At 46.7% G+C, this 19,440-nt stretch carries 15 protein-coding genes and 3 pseudogenes; 9 read left to right on the top strand and 9 right to left on the bottom strand.

The features are described 5' to 3' along the window. Nucleotides 1–474: 474 nt before the first annotated feature. The 9 genes and pseudogenes from KHA73_RS24420 to KHA73_RS24735 form a co-directional block, all read right to left on the bottom strand. Nucleotides 475–636 (bottom strand): annotated as a pseudogene (locus KHA73_RS24420) (IS4 family transposase); the annotation flags it as partial. Between the two features lie 258 nt (nucleotides 637–894). Next, nucleotides 895–2,628, bottom strand: coding sequence for an ATP-binding protein (locus tag KHA73_RS24415; protein WP_010895767.1), 1,734 nt, complete (start codon nucleotides 2,626–2,628; stop codon nucleotides 895–897). A gap of 9 nt (nucleotides 2,629–2,637) precedes the next feature. Next, nucleotides 2,638–3,651: an SIR2 family protein gene (locus KHA73_RS24410; RefSeq protein WP_010895769.1), complete on the bottom strand. Its 1,014-nt coding sequence runs from the start codon at nucleotides 3,649–3,651 to the stop codon at nucleotides 2,638–2,640. A 279-nt stretch (nucleotides 3,652–3,930) separates the two neighbouring features. Further along, on the bottom strand, nucleotides 3,931–5,190 hold the full coding sequence (locus KHA73_RS24405; RefSeq protein ID WP_010895770.1) for a GIY-YIG nuclease family protein: 1,260 nt from the start codon (nucleotides 5,188–5,190) through the stop codon (nucleotides 3,931–3,933). Between the two features lie 3 nt (nucleotides 5,191–5,193). Beyond that, nucleotides 5,194–7,203, bottom strand: a pseudogene (locus KHA73_RS24400) (DEAD/DEAH box helicase). 81 nt (nucleotides 7,204–7,284) lie between these two features. Then, the gene (locus tag KHA73_RS24395; RefSeq protein ID WP_256451475.1) at nucleotides 7,285–8,085 is read right to left on the bottom strand and encodes a type IIL restriction-modification enzyme MmeI; all 801 of its coding nucleotides are present in this window, start codon (nucleotides 8,083–8,085) and stop codon (nucleotides 7,285–7,287) included. Nucleotides 8,086–8,195: 110 nt separating this feature from the next. Next, nucleotides 8,196–9,598: pseudogene (locus KHA73_RS24385) on the bottom strand (ISKra4 family transposase). A 179-nt stretch (nucleotides 9,599–9,777) separates the two neighbouring features. Beyond that, nucleotides 9,778–10,008: a Sea16' gene (locus KHA73_RS24740; protein ID WP_010895776.1), complete on the bottom strand. Its 231-nt coding sequence runs from the start codon at nucleotides 10,006–10,008 to the stop codon at nucleotides 9,778–9,780. After that, nucleotides 9,977–10,324, bottom strand: a complete 348-nt coding sequence (locus tag KHA73_RS24735) for a plasmid pRiA4b ORF-3 family protein (RefSeq protein WP_010895777.1) — start codon at nucleotides 10,322–10,324, stop codon at nucleotides 9,977–9,979. The genes KHA73_RS24740 and KHA73_RS24735 overlap by 32 nt, the downstream gene beginning before the upstream one ends. A 622-nt stretch (nucleotides 10,325–10,946) precedes the next feature. On the opposite strand from KHA73_RS24735, the gene KHA73_RS24370 reads away from it, so the two are divergent. The 9 genes from KHA73_RS24370 (at nucleotide 10,947) to KHA73_RS24330 (ending at nucleotide 19,434) form a co-directional block, all read left to right on the top strand. After that, nucleotides 10,947–11,666 carry a winged helix-turn-helix domain-containing protein gene (locus KHA73_RS24370; RefSeq protein ID WP_010895778.1) on the top strand — a complete coding sequence of 240 codons (720 nt, stop codon included), beginning with the start codon at nucleotides 10,947–10,949 and terminating at the stop codon, nucleotides 11,664–11,666. Further along, nucleotides 11,629–12,129, top strand: a complete 501-nt coding sequence (locus KHA73_RS24365; RefSeq protein WP_234591450.1) for a hypothetical protein — start codon at nucleotides 11,629–11,631, stop codon at nucleotides 12,127–12,129. The genes KHA73_RS24370 and KHA73_RS24365 overlap by 38 nt, the downstream gene beginning before the upstream one ends. 846 nt (nucleotides 12,130–12,975) lie before the next feature. After that, a complete protein-coding gene (locus KHA73_RS24360; protein ID WP_010895780.1) occupies nucleotides 12,976–13,503 on the top strand; it encodes a fimbrial protein in 528 nt (175 codons plus the stop codon). Nucleotides 13,504–13,574: 71 nt separating this feature from the next. Continuing rightward, nucleotides 13,575–14,102 carry a fimbrial protein gene (locus KHA73_RS24355; RefSeq protein WP_010895781.1) on the top strand — a complete coding sequence of 176 codons (528 nt, stop codon included), beginning with the start codon at nucleotides 13,575–13,577 and terminating at the stop codon, nucleotides 14,100–14,102. Between the two features lie 123 nt (nucleotides 14,103–14,225). Further along, nucleotides 14,226–16,682, top strand: a complete 2,457-nt coding sequence (locus tag KHA73_RS24350) for a fimbria/pilus outer membrane usher protein (RefSeq protein ID WP_169558209.1) — start codon at nucleotides 14,226–14,228, stop codon at nucleotides 16,680–16,682. Between the two features lie 69 nt (nucleotides 16,683–16,751). Continuing rightward, nucleotides 16,752–17,438, top strand: a complete 687-nt coding sequence (locus KHA73_RS24345; protein WP_169558210.1) for a fimbria/pilus periplasmic chaperone — start codon at nucleotides 16,752–16,754, stop codon at nucleotides 17,436–17,438. A 35-nt stretch (nucleotides 17,439–17,473) separates the two neighbouring features. Next, on the top strand, nucleotides 17,474–18,097 hold the full coding sequence (locus KHA73_RS24340) for a fimbrial protein (protein ID WP_010895784.1): 624 nt from the start codon (nucleotides 17,474–17,476) through the stop codon (nucleotides 18,095–18,097). Nucleotides 18,098–18,138: 41 nt separating this feature from the next. Further along, nucleotides 18,139–18,618 (top strand): fimbrial protein, encoded by a 480-nt coding sequence (locus tag KHA73_RS24335; RefSeq protein ID WP_234591448.1) that lies wholly within the window; start codon nucleotides 18,139–18,141, stop codon nucleotides 18,616–18,618. Nucleotides 18,619–18,645: 27 nt separating this feature from the next. Beyond that, the gene (locus tag KHA73_RS24330; RefSeq protein WP_010895786.1) at nucleotides 18,646–19,434 is read left to right on the top strand and encodes a fimbrial biogenesis chaperone; all 789 of its coding nucleotides are present in this window, start codon (nucleotides 18,646–18,648) and stop codon (nucleotides 19,432–19,434) included. The last annotated feature ends 6 nt before the right edge of the window (nucleotides 19,435–19,440 follow it).

Raw genomic sequence — 19,440 nt, 5'->3', positions numbered from 1 at the left:
GCTCTCTATCAATGGTTTTACTTACCTTAAACCCACAGACTGACTTCGCTACCTCAAAGGCCCGGAACCAAGTGGCTTTAAGATGGATGCTGTAACTAACAATCGAGTCACTTCAGAAAATATGGCTGAAAGTCTAATAAACACGCTCGTAAGCGGCCCTACGGCCCGCTAACGCGGAGCTACGCCCCGGCTGCGGCAAAGCCTTGCCGTGACCACTCCGACCGCGCAAATTAGGTCCTGCGTCACTATAGCTGGATTTAGCTTTGCAGGGCGAGGGGATGGATAGGGGAAACCTATCAGAACAGGGCGGCTATGCCGCGCTACCGGCGACCCTTACCAACTGATGTACTCTTGTTGACCTGTTGTCGCCTGCATGCGCTGACGCGCATCAAGAAACCGGTTCTTAGTTGACAGTCCGCCCGTCGTGACAAACCCCAAGAAGAAGGGAAAAGGGGACAATTTGCGTAATGCTTATCAGTTAAGCTTTTGAGGGCGCTGTAACGGGTAACGTTGCGGCTTCTTTTTTACCGCTCTTGGATAATGCCTTTGCCGTCGGGCTGGCAGGACGAAGCTTTCCGCCATTGCCAGGAGCGCATTCATTACCTTCGGGACTTTTCCCGGGGCCACTGCCGGTAGTGGGGTTCGAGGGCCAATGGAACGAAAACTCACTTAAAGCGGGGGGGGGCTGAAGTCCCCACAGGGTGCAGTTTATATATTTAGGTCAATGATGTACTGGTATGTAGTTCTATTCCTCTTCAGCGATGACATCTGAGGCATTAGAATGCCCGGCCTTTATTATAAAGTTCTGCCCCAGAAAGTCTCAATTGAGTTTCTCTTTTGAGACTTCAAGGAACAGCGATACTATGCTAATGAGGCTTACAGCACGTGAAGCAATTACTGGATGTTTTGCTTACGCCAGTTTTCTACCGCGATCAATAGTCGCTTGTCTTTGACTGGTTTTTGCCATTCATCCCAGAAATTGACCGTGCCGCTATTCGGCTTGTTTATGGGTTCATCGATCCTGATTCTACTTGGAAGCAGACTCGCATCGCCAACAACCAAGGCCTCGCCTGTATCGAGGGTCGGTAGGATATCGCTGAACCCACCGAGACTATCAGGCAAAAGCCTCTTGATAACACCCTGATCCTCAGCGTTGGTCAGCCTCATGGACACGAAGTTGCTACACTGGCTAAGCATCGTCTTATTCACCTCGGAGGGACGCTGGCTTATTACGATGAGGCTAACACCGTACTTACGGCCTTCCTTGGCGATGCGCTCGAAAATATCCAGGGATATATCATCGGCTGACTCCGCCATGTTTCGTTGAGGCATGTAGAGATGTGCTTCGTCGCACAATAGCGCAATCGGGTGGCGCAGCTCGGATGGCGTCCACTGTTGGACAGAGAAGGTAACTCGAGCGACAAGGGATACGATAAGCGGGAGAACGTCTGATGGAACCTCGGAAAAGTTGATGATCTTGATACCTGCGTTGCCATTCTCTTCTGAGCTTCCGAGCACGGCAGTGGTGAATTTTTCAAGCCAAGAAAAATTCAAAACATCGCCGCCACCGCTGAATATGAATCCTAGGCGTCTATCAGATATTTTGTTCTCTAGCCGGGAGATCATCCGAGCCAGTTTTCCAAAAAAATCACCCTGCTTTTCTTTACCCTGCGATGCCCCCGGAACCATCTCCACATTAATCTCGTTCAGCCGGCCCATCAGAACATCCAGATCGAAAGGAACCGGGCTATCTACGGTAAAGTGCTTCAGAATTTCCTTGTGGTCACCATCCTCAAGATACTTTCTTTTGGCTTGGTTGATCTCACGTGACATGATCATGGCCTGATTGGGAGCATTCTGGTCACTCCGGTCTACAAACATTGCCACAAGTGCTTCATATGAAAGCAACCAGTAAGGCAGGTAAAGCACACCGTTATCTATGGTGCGTTGAGCCTCAACATCGGCGGGACCGGCCACCTTGAAGTGCTGAATGCCCTTCCCCACCAATGGTGAGTATTCACCATGAAGATCAAAAACGATGGCGTTAGCCGTAGATAGCCCAGCCATCTGTTCAATGATCTTGGCTGTCGTCCAGGATTTACCTGATCCGGTACTGCCGCCGATGAAGGCGTGGCGCTGGAAGAACTTGTTGCCATTGAGATAAGCAATAGCATGTTCGTCCAGCGTGTATTTGCCCAGCGTCAGAGCGTTGCCATCGGCTGAGACGCTGGAGAGCGTACGCATGAAGTTGGTAAGGTTTTGCCCCTCTAGCGAAAAACAATTCGCATCGATTTCTGGAACGCTTTCCAGAGTGCGGCGAAATACATTCTCTCTTTCTCCGTCACGATCCAGCATCGTCCCAATCAGGGCTATTTTGCACAGATTGAGTTCTGAAGTCTGTTCGCTAATACCATCGTTAGCGATGTCCTCGATGCCACGCTTGCGGGTCACCTGAGTGATAAGACCGATGAGATGCTGTCCAGGTCTGCTGCTTTGGAGCACGGCCAGATGGTTGACTTGCAACCTTTTGAGCTGCTCGACATTTTCCACGTCCACGATAACGTTTGTTGTATCAACGGAAGCCACCTTTCCAAGCGCGTCTTCATCCCGAAAATTAAAAATCGGCATCTCTTCTTCCTACATGATGAGTGACAAATAACTCTCAAGACTCCATATGTTTTTTTCAACGATCAGTGGAGTCTTATCCAAAGAGGAGTAGACGATGGACTGCTCATCTGTAGCTCCCCGTTCTATTGCCAGGTAATTCTGCGCCTTGCCATCAAGGATGAGCTTTCTTGCAGCATCTGAGAGTGCATAGGTGATAATCGTGATAGGGGTATTCTGACGAATACATTTGGCCATAATGTTTGGCTGAATATGCTCGTCATTGAAGCCGTAGCCAATGCACAGGAAGGAATTGGCAGCGTTGATGGCCAAATCGGCATTGTGAATAGTCGAGCGATATGGTTCTAGATGTGTTGTTTGATATTTCTGAGTGCCCGGGGTCACGATTTCCGGCCTATAGTTAGTCGGTATCCCTTGAATATTTGAAAGGGCGACGATGTCTTCCAGGGGCGATTTAAACCAGTCCAGAGAACCGTGAACCTTCCAGATATTGACCCTGCGTGCAGACGTGATTTCATTCGGTGCAGCACGTTGCCGAAAAAATCCGTGTGAGAAGCCCGTATAATGATGGGTCCCCTCCTGATCGCAGGCATATTCTGCCAGCCTGTCATAATTCGTAGTTACGATATTTATTTTGGTGAGGCTTGTTTTAAACATGTGGTTCAGCAGGCGACTCAGCGGAAACATTGCTTGGTTCTGAAGGCTATAGTGGAAGACTTGAATGTCTTCAGAACTGATGAGCGTCCAGGTTGCTGTGATAATTCTTGAGGTCAACTCTTCAGTAACAGCCACCTGATGCAGTGCAGATTCCAGATCAACACCGTCTAATAAGACCTGACAGAATTTCTCCCAAGCCAAAATCTCGGAAGCAGACAAGCCCGAAGTGTCGGTATTTGCGACCAAATACTTCGCAAGCGCACCCATTCCAGACATGCCATGGGCAGCCGATGCTCCACTGCCCAGGATAATGAGAGGAGCCTTACCATAATAGTCTTGAGCCTGCTTTTGATAATCAACCCCTGGCATCGAAAACTCCTGATTTTGTGTCGTGATCATCATAGCCACAGCCCGCACGTATGTATGTACTTCGCGGGGTTGTAACCGCTGCAAGTCCCTACAAAATTCAGCTATAGAAAATAGCCTTAACGAACAATGATTTTCAACTGCCTCTCATAGTACGGAAAGATACCCAGTAAGTAGCATGAGAACTGGCGTAAGTGAAGATAATGAAAAAACTGTCATTTTCTTTGTATTCAAGAAATAGATTAACATTTCACCTTGGCGGGGCAGGGTACTATTTAACGTTTAAAGTTTTTTCTTTGTTACTATCTTTCCCGTGGTGTTATCCATCCGATATTCAGAGATTGTTCCGTCCAAAATATACTTGATAACAGCTTGAACTGTTGCCAAAGGAGTATGAAACCACTCTCTGGGCGTGTAGGTACTGCCGTTAGCCGCCCTTAACGTGATGTTTAGGCGCTGCTTGGCTAGAAAACCATGCACAAGGGCTTCAAGCCTGTTGGCATTCATGTTGAAGCATTGAGTTGTAAAAATAATCCTAACCGGTGCTTCAAGAAAGGTTCTGTCTTTGGCAGCATTCTGGATCCGTTTCTCCACAGTGGTCTCGGTAAAACCTATTTTATAGAGATCACGGATGTAAGGTGTAAGTGCAGGATCTGTACTCCTCGTTGCCAGCACGTACACAAACCCACTCGGGACAGGTCCATCACTGGGTACCAGTTGCTGACCGTTAAGGTCCACCTTACGCCCTTCGTTGTCACGAACAAGGCCTTGGGTCAGGGACTGGTAGAGCATGTTAAGCTCAGTTCCATTCTCAAACACCAGATGCAGACGGGCATTATAGGTATCATACTGTTCTAGCCGTTCACCTGCACGATGAACATACCCCATAACCCCACTGAGAATAAAAAAGTCACCTTCCTGGAATTTGTGCTCATTACGATAACGAATAACGGAAAATACCCCATCCCGAAATCCTCTGTGTACTCGCGCGAATAAGGGGGAGAAACGTTCAAAATCGGGGCAAGGCTGACGCCTGGCAATCTCATCAGGGAGGTCCTTCTTACCCACGGGAACGTGCTTGATAGTGAAAATTTCAGGAGCATCAAAATCCAGTAAACCTAAATCGTCATCAGCAAAAATATCGTCCAGTGAAGTTACCAGTTCTGACTTGCTTATCTCTGGGAGAGAAGCAAGCTCAACCTGCGGCGTTCCACTCAGATTCTGATTCACATGAACGTCTGCCAGCAGCCCATGGCGATCCCGCTCACGCAGTATCTTGCACTGTTCAGGATTTACCCGAATTGCATTAAGTTGCCGTGTTAGTGATTTCTCACTCATTGTGGCATTTGGTGTATTTTGCGGCGCCCGGCCATAACTATCAACAAACGTCATGATGTTCTCGAACTGACTTTCGATCAGATCCGTGGGACCTGCCTTGGGCTTCAGAGCAACGACATCCAGTAGCCCAAAAACATCTTCCGCCGCGAAAATATCGTCGAGTGTCGCCTTTTTTCTGTGTTGGGTAGAGTACAAACTGATCATGAGTTAGCTTCCCTGCTTTACCATTTTCGCCTGTTTTTTGTTGCGAAGATAGGCCAGCACTTGAGCGTAACGCACCTCCAGCGGGTCACTCGATGTCAACTCTGGTGGGCGTTGGTGTTGACGGGCGAAGTCCTGGATCCGTGGCCAGAGAATGGTGGCCTCATCCTCTGACACTTGGGCCTGGTTAGCGCTAACAGCTTCTTGAATGGTTTTGAGCATTGCCACGGTAACTGATTTGGAGAGAATTTCATAAGCACCGTGGAATGGGTTTACCGTCTCAATCAGGTCGATATTCAAATTTTCGATGTTGATGAACTTCTCACCCATCTTCAAAAACTGTCTGCTAACCGTTATCTCATCCGGGTCGTTGACTGGGGAGGGGCCACCCACGATATCCGCGCCTTCCGGGACATCCTTCTCATCGACCAATACTCCGTGCTTATTGATGTAAAGGCTTTGCAGGATGCCAGACCGTATTTGCTCCAATTCATAATCCGTCAGATCAGGATACATTTTTTGGATGGTTGCGGGTAAGGCCCCCTGAGTGATTAACTCTGCTGGTAGCATATTGGATACTGCTTCCTTAACGAGTTGCTCATTAGCCATTAGGGTCGCCATGATCTCTTCTTTATCGCCGTTAAGAATATCGAGCACCTTTTTAGATACTGGGGCCACCTTATCATCGATAATTAGTGTGTTTGGAGGGAGATCTTCTCCATTCCATTGAGAACGTGGCTTGAACTGGATGCTGGGTGCCAAGATTTGCTCCATCAACAGTGAGGTAGTGATGGCCTTGAGCATGTTGTTGACCGATACTTTCACGTCATCATCTTGGGCATCAGGCTGTGCGATCAGGTTAGTAAACTGGGCATGCGTTTTCCCTTTGCAATCACGCGTTGCGCGGCCAATGATCTGCACCACTTCAGTCAAAGAACTCCGATAGCCGATAGTCAATACGTGCTCACAATACGGCCAGTCAAATCCCTCTTTTGCCATTCCCAGGGCAATGATGATGTCTATATCGTCTGCAGTTGCAATGGTACGCAAATATGCCTGCACCTTGGGGCGTTCAGCCACATTGTCATCAACCAGGTTAGCGACCTTTAAAAGCTTGCCATCTCCTTTACGTTTAACCCGATATACGCCGGATATCGGATCTTGAGACTCCACGTCACCCAGTGCATCCAATATGGCATCAACCTCCGTGTGCTTATCTTTGGTGGACTCGCCGGAATTGACGTTAGGGATATGGATGATGGTTTTTTTTGTGGGATCGAGCACGGAGGGTAAAGCGTTAATGTAGCGGCCTTGATAAAAATGATAACCGATACCGAGTGATTTCAGATGTTCATAGCCGTTTAACTGTTCGTAATAGGAGTAAGACACTTTAGTAAATTGGGCCTCATCCTCTGGTAGCAAAATAGGAACGGTATCGCCCCGGAAATAGGAACCCGTCATGGCGATAATGTGCGCATGAGGCAGCTTCATCAGCGCATCGAGTAAAGCACCCAGCCGGCTATTTTCATCGGCAGAAACGTGATGGAATTCGTCAATGGCCACCAAACAATGGTCAAAAACAGCCACATCCAGACTGTCGAAGGCAAAGCGCAAGGTGGCATGAGTGCAGACTAGGATCTGGCCATCACCATGCATAAAGCGGCGAAAAGCGGAGACCTTTCCCTTTTATCCTCCACCGATACAGAGGTTATTTTCAGGCTCTACCGTCCAGTCAGCAAAGAATCCGTGTTGGGTGAGTGCGGTGTCTCTGAACGAGGACCCTATGGACATTTCTGGCACAGCCACGATGACCTTACGTATCCCCTGATTGATAAGCTTGTCCAGTGCCAGAAACATCAACGCCCGGGATTTTCCACTTGCCGGAGGGGCTTTGATCAGCAGGTAGGGGCTGTTGCGCTGTTCGAACACTCGCGCTTGCATCTCGCGCATGCCCATGGCTTTTTGTGCTGTGCTTTGCCCGGTTTGGGCATAACTGACGTTCAGTATATTTTCCATAATTTACCCCTGTTTCATGGATAATGGGCGATGCAACTGAAGGCGTCACCCATCAAATTTGTTATCAAGCAGTGTTGGTGATTATTTTTTAGTCAACCCTTCGTACCGTGCAAGCAGATAATTCAAGCGATCGGCGGCATCCCGAAACGGCTTATCGCGATAGAGTTTGTCTACAGCTACATCCAGTGCCTGATGTGCTGCCAAAAGCGAGGGTGGCATCTTATCGGGATCATAGAGCTCAGCTAGAGTACGACCAGGGAAGTCGTCACGAGTAAGGTACATCTCTTCCGCCAAACGTTTGATCTCTTCACGCTGTCCAGGCGTTACTGATGGCCAGGGAAAGGTGTTGTACACTACGGTTGCCGAATAACGGTAGTCACTTTTAAGTCGACCAGCAACCAACCGCATCCAGTCGTTATGAAGTAATGAACTGAGGATGCCAAATTCATACAAAGTCGCATGCGGAAGGATAAAGTTTAGATTGGTAGAGATTACGTTGGCATCAAAGAAGCCTAATGGTACGTAAATTCGACGCTCAGATGAAACTGATGGCACAAGAATGTAATTGCTGGGGTTATTTAAATCCCGGAACTGATGAGGCCTTAAAGCTAACTTTTGAGTCCCCTTATCTGGACTTTTTCGACGCGTTTCTGCCACTTTTTGAACTCGTGCCTGCGTGGCCAGCATGAGCCGCACGCTGTTACTGTTCGCGTAATAGGGATCGTGAGGGGCAAACGGGCTGGTTCGCAAAAACACCGAAATATGCCGGCAATACTGCCGCTCTCTTCGTAGCTTCTCGGCGGCACGTTCGGCGTACTGACATACCGCCTGGTGCATTTCATGCAGCTGCGTGACGCGTTGACCAAATGAGCGGCTGACGATGATCTGCTGCTTGGCTGGCAGTGCATCGATCGAGATGCAGGGTACCCCGTTCAGTTCACGTTGTGTGCGCTCGAGTAGGAGAGCATGAAAAAACGTGGGGCAGTCGTAATCTAAGCTGCCATCGCTGATACCTTTCCATCACTTTGTTCGTCCATCGAGAACCCCGGATACCAGCAGGCGAATTTATCCTGCAGCTCGTTATTCAGAACAGCGGTCCGGGTCTGTAACAAATAATGCGCCCCTTTTCTGCTCCACTGCATCTGCTGCTTTTTGGCCATTCGTCTGGCGATCACTTCATTTATCGTTGATTCCACAAACGCCGTTGAAACAGGCTCTCCGTACCGGTGCATTTCACCATAGTTTGGGATCATCATCTTATTGTTCCCGATGTAGGTATACATTTCATCCAGGTGTTTTTGCAGGGATTTCAGGCCTGCATAGTTGAGCTCAGGGTCATCGCAATACATGACGCAATTATCGATATGCTCCAGTGCGGCGACAACATTGCCATGCCAAAGGTATCGTTTACTGCTTTCCAGAAGCGCAGAAACTTTACTGCCCGTCTCTGGGTCTGACACCTGCAGCCCCTTTGCATACTGCATAAGCACCGTCAGTCGCATCGTAATATGAAACCAGTCAAGCACATGAATTGACTCAGGATACATGCCGAACTGCAGTTCCCTCAGGTTATCCGCACCGTCGGACAGAAAGAAAATCTGTTGGTTGGCCTGCATTCCCTGGGCAGACAAGTGTGCCATGAGCCTGCGTTCCGGATGACAGTCACCCTTCTGGACAAAGCCGAAACGGCGCGTGTCTGTTGGCGCCCCGATTGAAAAAGATTTACCGGCAATAATTTCAAAATTACGTTTTTGTCATCCCGGTCGCGAACATAACCACCATCAATACCCACCACAAGCGGTTTCCCTGGTCTGGGCAGGTTACCCCAGTCGCGGGGGCAGCCTGAAAGAAAACCAGAATGCGATTCCGCCTCAGCATCAAGACGCTGTGCCACCTGGCATAAATGATTCCTCACCGTTGAGGCATTCAGGTTATCCCCCACCGGCAGAACATCCTTCAGCAGGCGGGTCGTCATTTCATACGAGATCATGGACGCCCAGCGGGTTTCTATATATTTCAGTGAAGGATGGGTGTGATCGCCAGCCCAATCACTGAGCAGACTGACGGTTTTTGTCGCACTTTCTTCGCAACGACACCGGTACACCCGGAGCCTTGAGACAGGAATAATGCCAAACAGTGTCCTGTACTGTATTTTCTGCCGGCCTTTGATTCTGCGTGCCGCAAAGCAGTGAGGACACTGGATATGCTGGTGAGTATATTCGTCCGCCTGCTGCTGAACCATTGACTGCTGGAAGGTGTTCAGCAAGCTCTTCGACTCTGAAAGCGATAATCCGATATCATTTCGGGCATCTCCTGACTTCTGTAATGTCATCAGTTCTTCCGTTCGACTCACGCCTGACTCCTCGGTTATAACTATCTGGAGCGTCAATTTCATCATTGCCTCCTGTCGTGGTGGGATTATCTCCTGGTTACTGGTTTTTCATCTGGTTGCTAAGTTTATAATATATTGAAATGCCAAGGTTTACGTGGTCGCAGGCGGTCCTGAGTGTGGCACCTCTGGTCCTGAGCACGGCAATTTCCTGAATTAGAGAAGTATACCTTTATAGACATCCGTCAGCGCCGGCGACCCGACCAGATCACTTCAGGTTCCAGTGCTGGCGCCGCCAGGTCGAGTTTGCTCAATTGCCTGTTGATTTTATTGCGATTGAACCGAACAGCATCCAGGTCGTCAACAAAGGCCCGGATATCACCGACCGTTGCTGTATCATCCGCATTAACGATGGCCTCCAGAAACACCAGCGTCTTATCAGTTTCATCCTCGGGGGGGTGTTCCGGGTATGCCATGACCGCTGATACAAAATGGTGTTTTCAGCGTTGAGTCTTCATGAATGGCCTCAACACGAACGTCATGAAGCCAGTGATCAAAGAAGTTGTATTCGTAGGTAAAGCGATCGCTGACATCAAAACTAAAATCATCAATCACGGTCCGGAACGGGTTATCCGGAAAGCCAATGCCACCATCGTAAGAGATACCGTAATCTTTGCCGTAAATATGAAACTGATGGAGGTAATCATCACCCCAGCCCTGCACGATCTGGAAAATGAAGTGAAGCGCGGCCAGCGACGTATCAGCAGTGATTCTTAGCCGGCGCCAGACCATGGGACTTACGCCACGAACAGCGATTTTGATGACGTAGAGGTAACAGGTATTGTTATGATATTGGTTATTCTAGCCCCAGTAGGCGATACATTCGGTGACTGCCCCACGTTTTTTCATGCTCTCCTATTCCAAGCGGATCATTTACCGTTGTTTGCAATATTAGTCGTAACGATCTATTATAACGATCGTTAGTGTATTATTAATAGGTTTTGCCGATCACGTGTTGCGATAATGTTATTTTTTTGAGTGTGTTTTGTTGCTTGTCGTGATTTTAACTGTATGGTTAGTTATTTTTAGGGTGATTTTTAACATGGACGAAAGAGGGTGTCTTATCAAGACGAGCTAGTTTTAATCGGAATTAACGTTAGCTCTAGATTTTACCTATGCAAATGAATTGCCATCCAATTGAACTGGCGAATTGCCACATGCCGTTATGCTTTTTTCTAACATAAATTATATTTTTTCGGTCCTTGGCAGAAAATTGAGTAGTGGGCTTTGTGGTTCAATCGTATCAGTAGCTACTATTAGAGGTATTATCTATACTATCCATAATAGTGGCATGAAAATGATTATTATTCCCGATTTGTTTTCACGTTGAATGAGTTTTCCCACCATGGAATTTATGTTAAATGATCTGGTTCATTTTAATGATAATACCAGAGTCCTTTGCCGAGGCGTTCAGTCCATCGAGCTGTCGCTATCTTCTGCCCGGCTGTTAAGCAGGTTGATTATAACGCCTAACAAACTTATAAGGCGCGATGACTTACTCAATGATGTTTGGGATAAGTTCAATCTGACACCTTCAGACAGTAATCTAAATAAAAATATTTCACTTTTAAGAAAGGCATTTACAGATCTAAGGATTGAAAACTCAATAGAAACCATGCCAAAGCAAGGTTTTATGTTGGTATTGACCGTTAAGGTATTGAGTGGCGATTTATCCGAGGTACCTTTAAGTTCTGAGAAAGTTGAAGGTAGTACAGTTAAAAAATTTCACCGTCAGTGGTTTATTATTATTTTCGCACTTGAAATTATGTATGTTGCATTCTTTTCCTATATATTTAAGGCTGCTTATGATAACCATAATTTTTCATATTTCACTCAGGTCGGACTGTGTGACGTATACGTCACACAGTCCGCTAAAATAAAATCGATAGAAACATTCATCAAATCCTCTTCAGGGAAAAATGTAATGCGTAGGTGTGAAAACACGCATAAAATAGTTTATATCGATGATAGTAAATTGGATGTTGAAAACTTAAAAAAAGAAACTTTCGTGGCTGTATGTGATGGGACCAAATCCAGTGGCAGAAATGAATGTAAGAACTATGTTTTTTTATAAAGTGTTAGGCTTACTGTTACTGCCGGCGATACTTTTATATTTTTATTTATATATGAATGATGAAGTGATACCATTTGATTGCTCCTCTGAGTTTCATGTTTATCATGAAGATAATGGAAAAAATGAAATTGATGTTTTTTCATCAGTGAAAATAAATTTTCATATTCCTTCAAATAATAAAGGAATCATAACAGAATACGGAGTTATTAATTATGAAAAGAGTCGATATATCGTCGATAGAGTCATTAAGGTATCTATCTTTCGCGAGAAAAAGAACAGCTATGAGCTGATTCGTCAAAAGCCGGTAAAAAACCCAAGAGATAATTTACCCGATATTGTCTACGAAGAATTAGTATCCAGGCAAGAAAGCCTTTACTACGATATACGCAGTGTTAATAATGACACATTAATCTTCAGTGACTCAAAAAGAACATTGTTTGTATGTAAGAAAAAGAAAACGTAACCCCATCCTTTGATTTAACTTTACATGTTCAATAAATGCCAATGCCACGGCACAGGAGTGCACTCCTGTGCCGTGGCCTGTTATTATTACATCCCTAACCATATCTTGTATCTTCCTTAAAAAATACATCTTTTTCCAATATGTCTTTATTGGATGAAACCATACCAGGCTAAAATGTGGGAGATACCTTAACTTTCGCTATTTTCGCTATTCTTAAAAGAAGGTTGCGGCTATTGGTCATTAACGTGATTACAGTAATTGATTATGTGACCTTCCAGAAGTTGACAAGGAAAGCTGTTCTCAATGTTATCTCTATATTTACCATGAAATCCAAAAAAATTATTTCCAAGGATGGCTACAGAACTAATACCGTGTGTACCTAAACTCATTATTTTCCCATGTCGTGTGCTCTATTATTATTCTTTTGGTTTAAATTTAACCAGCAATTCCTGTCTTGTCTAAGACCTCTTCTTGGGTCAGTGTTGTGAATAGTATGAATTTAACGACATTTAACAGGCGTTAATCCTTACTTTTCATTATTCTTGGGTTTTTATCCTGTCTAGGTATTTCAGATATCGAATATTGTTTGTCTTTGTGTTACATCAAAAAACGACTTTATTTATTTTTCGAAAAAATATAATCTTCTCTCCGCCAAATGATTGATGCCAGATGTGTTTATATGTTCTGGTGCTTAAATATAAGTGCGTAAATTATTGCGTATGGTTAAGTTTGTCTTTTGGTGATGGGTTTTAACATTTAACACCCAAAATAAACAACATAAATTTCATTGAGCCCCTAAAACTCAATGCACTTTGTGCAACATTTAAAATCGGATATTAGAATTATATGAAAATCAATAAAATTGCGTCTGTTTTATTACTGGCCTCCGGCCTGACTGCATTTGGTGCGAATGCTGCAGATCAAGGTTCTGGCCGTGTAACTTTCACCGGTTCTATTATTGAGGCCGCTTGTTCTGTGAATCCAGAGTCTTCAGATCAAGAAGTTGACTTGGGGCAGATTGCTGCTTCCCAACTGGCGGATGGTGGTTCTTCTACGCCGCGTAATTTCGAAATCCTGCTGGAAAACTGTGCGCTGGATGCTGATAAAGCCAATACCGTTACCGTGACCTTCGGTGGCTCTGCTGCAGATAGCTCTAACCAGCTGCTAGGTATTACCGGCACCGCTTCTGGCGCTGGCGTGGCAGTTACCGACGGTTCTGGCAATCTGATTACGTTGGGCCAGGCAACGGGAGCTCGTGAATTGATCGAGGGTTCCAACACCCTGAACTTCTCTGCTTATCTGCAGGGGATTAGCACTGAAATCAGCACCGGTGAATTCCAGTCTGTAGCTGACTTTACCCTGGCTTACCAGTAAGTTTGCCAAGGTCAGCCAGAATATATTCTGGCTGACCGTTTTCTCTGTAAGTCCAAAAGGTGAAGTTCCGCGTGTTAAAGAATAACCTTTGGTTTTTATTATTTCTGTTCGGTGGTATCAACGGCGCATTGGCACAAGATCAGGGGCATGGTCGGGTAACGATGAATGGCCAAATTATTGCTTCGGCATGCACTATTGCAGCAGAGGATGTTTACCAGAGTATTAATCTTGGTGAATTGCCATTGCGGACGCTGGTTGCTGACGGGCAAGGGCCGTTAAGGACATTCAATCTGCACTTAATCAAGTGTGTTTTAAATAAAGAATCAGAAAAAGGTCAGTGGCGTGACGTTTTGGTCACCTTCGATGGTGTTGCCGATGGAACATCATTGTTTGCGACACAGGGAGAAGCACAGGGTGTTGGGATCCGTATTATGGATTCTCACCAACAGGTTGCCGCTGTGGGCGGAGTAATGAATGTGATTGAACTCGAGCCGGACACCACCACGTTAAAATATCAGTTGCAGTTGGTAAGAAATAACACTGCCTTACGGGCAGGTGAATTCTATAGCGTTATAAAATTTATGGTTCACTATCAGTGATTATTGCTTTGTTATTTTTAATTTGTTATTTATTCGCCAGGAGTACGTGTGAATTTTCTTGATCTCCGAAAGCCACGGTTAGCTATTCTTGGTGTTTTGATTTACTTGTCATTGACCAATTCAATGGCGATTGCCGTTGAATTCAATACTGATATTTTAGATGACGATATTAAAAATAACATAGATTTATCACGATTCTCACAGGCTGGCTATATCATGCCTGGTTCTTACACGTTGAATATGAAGGTCAACGAAAATAACGCGGCCGATCTGGAGTTTTATTTTTATGAACGTAATAAAGATAAAAACCAACAAGCTGTCTCTGCTGTTGAGGTTTGCATTACGCCGGAACAATTGCCACTGATAGGGCTGAAACCTGAATTCATCAAAAACATCACCTGGTGGCACGACAGTCAATGTGCGGACTTCAGTGCGCTTGAGGGGGTTAGTTTTCGTGGCGATTTGTCTGAGTCTGCGCTTTATATGGCTGTACCGCAAGCATGGCTGGAATACAGCGATGCGAACTGGCTGCCCCCTTCTCGTTGGGAAGAGGGAGAGCCGGGCATCATGTTCGACTATAGCCTGACCAGCGCCATTACAGAACCTAAAAAAGGGAATATCACTACCAATATCAGTGGCAATGGAACCCTTGGGGCCAATCTCGGCGCCTGGCGTTTGCGTGGCGATTATCAGGGGGCTTATAACCGTACCGCAGGTAACTATCAGGCAACCCGTACACTGGATTGGAGCCGGGTGTATGCCTACCGCGCTTTGCCCTCGATCACCACCAAATTGTTACTGGGCGAAACCTATCTGAGCTCAGACATTTTTGACTCCTGGCGTTTCACTGGGGTGTCGTTAGCCTCGGATGAACGCATGCTGCCCCCCAAGCTGAGGGGTTATGCACCGGAGGTAAACGGGGTCGCGAAAACCAATGCCAAGGTGGTGATCAGTCAAAAAGGCCGTGTGCTGCATCAGACCAACGTTGCCGCAGGTCCGTTTAACATTCAGGAGTTGAGCAGCGCGGTTAACGGTCGTCTGGACGTGCGGGTTGAAGAACAAGATGGCAGCGTGCAGACATTTTCGGTCGACACCGCGACGATCCCTTATTTAACCAGACCAGGTCAAGTGCGTTATAAGTTGGCCGCCGGTAGACCCAGCGATTACAGCCATAATGTGACGGGGCCTATGTTTAGCACCGGGGAGTTCTCGTGGGGGGTATCGAATGCCTGGTCACTGTATGGCGGTAGCGTTCTTTCCGAGGAGTATGAAGCCTTTTCCGTTGGGCTGGGCCGTGACTTATTCGTGCTGGGCGCGATTTCTGCGGATGTGTCGCAGTCTATTGCCAACATCCAGAATAAAGAACGTACTCAGGGAAAGTCATGGCGAGTCAGTTATTCAAAACATTTTGATGAAATAAACAGCGATATTACTTTTGCCGGGTATAGATTTTCTGAAAGTGGTTACCTGTCGATGGGGGAATACCTTGATATTCGTGCGGGGAATAGCTCGATGTACCACAATAAGAATCTGTATACCGTTACATCCAGCAAGAGTTTTCCAGACTCGAGATTAAGTGCCTATTTTAGCTGGAGTCATCAAACATATTGGAATAGAAATGCAACGGATTATTATAATTTATCGTTGAGTCAATATGTGGACTTGGGTGACTGGAATAATATCTCCGTTGGTTTGAATGCAACCAGGAATAAATATAATGATAAATGGAACGATACCATATTTGTCAGCCTGAGTATGCCGCTTTCTAATGGTACGGTCAGCTATAGCGGAACATATAGCGACAATCGTTACACCCAGACCACCGGTTTTTACCAGCGCTTAGAAAATGGCGACAGTTATCGAGTGAGTGGCGGAACGCGCAGTGGAACGCGCAGTGGAAACAGCGAGAGTCTGCAGCCACAAGCCAGTGGTTTTTACACGCATCGTGGTGACCTCAACACAATGACGGCCAACGCGACCTGGGTAGAAGATAGTTATTCTTCTGCGGGCCTCTCTCTTCAGGGAGGGTTCACCGCGACGGCGAAAGGGGCGGCTCTGCACCCGGGCGGAAACATCGGGGGCACCAGGATGATGGTTAGCACGGATGGTGTTGGCGGTGTGTCGCTGAATAACCAGATACATACCAACTATTACGGCATTGGTGTTATCACCGACGTCGGAAATTATTATCGAACCAGTACGCGCGTCGACGTTAATAAGCTGGATGACGATGTTGAAACCAGCGGATCATCGGTTAAAGAAAGCGCATTGACCGAAGGAGCTATCGGTTTCCGGCAATTTAATATGTTGAAAGGGGCAAAAGTCATGGCGGCAATAACGACTGCCGATGGGCGCCACCCGCCATTTGGCGCCACGATCCGTAATGCAAAAGAGCGTGAACTTGGCATTGTTGGTGACTCAGGCAATGTCTGGTTAGCTGGAATTAATGCCGAAGAGAAGCTCATGGTTAATTGGGCGGGGGCTGCACAATGCGAGATCTCCTTACCTAAGGTCATTTTGACCAACCAGTCTCTGTTATTACCTTGCCAGCCAATATATTCGGCGGCACATAAAAATTGAATTAGTAATAGGAAACGTTAAGTGAATAAGCACCTTGTTTTTCTCAAAGTATTATTGATTAGCTGTGGGATGTTCAGTCTATTTCCTCATGCCCAAGCGGCCATTGCTTTAGATCGCACCCGAGCAATCTTTCCGGGTACTGAAAAAGCAATCAGTTTGAATATCAGTAATGAGAACAAAAAACAGCCTTATCTTGCGCAGGCCTGGCTGGAAAACTCGCGTGGCGAGAAAATCAATAGCCCCTTTGCGGTAGTGCCGCCATTGCAAAGAGTTGAGGCGGGGAAAAAAAGCGTGATTAGGATAACGGCGACACCTGAGGCGAAAGCACTACCTCAGGACAGGGAGTCCGTCTTTTATTTCAGCATGCGGGAAATCCCCCCACGCAGCGATAAACCAAATGTCATGCAAGTTGCCCTGCAGACGAAGGTAAAGCTTTTTTATCGACCGGAAAGTATTATCCCAGAAAAAATGACCCGTTGGGACGACCAGTTGGTTCTGCATAAAATAGGCAATGGCTATCGTGTAGAGAACCCGACGCCTTATTATATGACGGTGATTGGTATTGCCGGCGCGGAAAAGCAGGCGGTCGCCAAAGATTTTGAGGCCATTATGATTGAGCCTAAATCCAGCGTTAATATCAAGAGCCAGACATTTTCCGCTCCTCATGTGACAACCATTAATGACTTTGGCGGCAAACCAACGTTAGCGTTTCGCTGCAGCGGGGATATTTGCCGGGCCGACGTTAACCAACGCTGACGCGGTTTGTCGGCATTTATCGCCTGGATGATAAAATGATGTTCAATAATTCATTGCGCTGGGGTGTTGTCGGCGTACTTTCAGCTTCGCTTTTATACAGTGGTGTTATCGTCGCCAAACAGGTGCAAGATGTTCCTAATGATAATTGGGCTGTGGACGGTTTGCATGGTGCCTTGTATATCAGCGGAAAATTGGTTGAGTCTCCCTGTATTATTAGCGCCGAGTCCGAAGAGCAGGAGATAAAACTGGGGGGGATGCCGCTATGGCAATTGGCTAAACCCGGTGATGTATCAGAACCGACTCTGGTGCACTTTTATCTAGAGGACTGCGGTGTGGGGGACGGGTTTCTTCGTTCGCCTGAGCATGGTGATAATGCTGCATATATACCTCAACAAATGGCTGTCATGGTGCGTCTGGTGGCGGAAGAAGAACCCGAAAATCACCGTTTGATTCGCCTGTCCGGCAGTGCGAAAGGTGTAGCTTTATTGCTTGAAGATAGTGCACGGCACGTTTTGCAGCCGGGAGAGCGCAGTTGGCCGCAGGTATTGACGCCAGGGCATAACGACCTGGTTTTTCAGGCGCAACTGATAAGAACCCGCCAGCAACTTGAGCCAGGGAATTTTAGGGCCGTCGTCTATTTGGGATTGGAGTACCGTTAATGGGATGCTATTGCATACGTATTTTGGGTCGGCTGCTGCCTGTGTTTTTTATTTTGCTGAACCACGCATCGTGGGCGGATACGGATATTCATTTCAGCGGCATACTGGTTGCCGAACCTTGTCAATTAGCGACAGACTCGGAGGATCAGATCGTGGACTTCGGCCCCATTGCCGCCAGGCAATTTATTAATAACAGCCAGACGTCGCCAAATTCGTTCAATCTGCGTCTAATCGACTGTGACCTGAGTATTGGACAGAGCGTTATTTTTACTTTTACCGGGGATGAAGATGCTGATCAACCTGGCCTGTTTGCGGTAGCCGGTGAGGCGAAAGGTATTGCTATTGTATTAATGGATGATGAAGGGAATAAAGTCCAGCCGGGTAAGGCGATGTCAGCCAGTTCATTGGCAGAAGCAGAGAATAGTTTTTCTTTCCAGGCTGCGGTATCCGGCCCGGAGTTCAGCTTGGTGAGTGCTGGTAGTTTTACCTCTACAGTGATGTTTTCACTGGAATACAATTGAACTACGTGACCCCGGAGAGCGTTAACCATGAATCAGACAGCGAATAAAAAAATGATGATACGGCAAGCCGCAATCATGATGCTATCAGTAATCGTTTCCTCTTACACTTCGGTTTCATTGGCCGCACTGTCGGTCGATCACTCGCGCCTGATCCTCAATGAGGGGGAAAAGGCGGTAAGCATCACGGTTCATAACCAGAATAATCACGTACCTTACCTGGCTCAGGCGTGGCTGGAGGATGCGTCCGGCCAGAAAATATCTCAGCCGTTGGTTGCGTTGCCCCCGATTCAGCGTATTGAGGCGGGTAGCAAGACCTCGGTGCGGGTGCAAGACATTAATAGTCATGCTCAACTGCCGTCGGACCGAGAAAGCGTATTTTATTTTAACCTGCGCGAGGTCCCGCCGAAGAGTGAGAAGAAAAATAGTTTGCAGTTGGCGTTACAGACGCGTTTAAAGGTCTTTTATCGACCTAAACAGTTAAAGGTTGAGCGCAATGCCCGCACGGTGCCTGGGATGGAGAAATTAAGTATAAGGAAAGAGGGAAAAAGATACCAGGTTACCAACCCAACACCTTATTTTATTACGGTGGTATCGGCCAGGAAAATATTGTCTGGCAGTAACGTTGATAAGTTCGAGCCTTTCCTTATTTCCCCATATGAAACCGTGACGGTTAACTGGAATGAAGGTGTGCTCGTGAATACACTGGTGTTGTCAACCATTAATGATTATGGCGCGAGGGTAGACGTTTCATTTAAGTGCAATAATCAGTTTGGCTGTAGGGTTAATAACATCGCTGAGAGCGGTGGTGAACGGTAATATTCT

Origin of the sequence: Serratia entomophila, assembly GCF_021462285.1 — a bacterium.
GTDB classification, from domain to species: domain Bacteria; phylum Pseudomonadota; class Gammaproteobacteria; order Enterobacterales; family Enterobacteriaceae; genus Serratia; species Serratia entomophila.
Note: the sequence above shows the minus strand (reverse complement) of the source record. Positions and strands in the feature narration are given on the sequence as shown.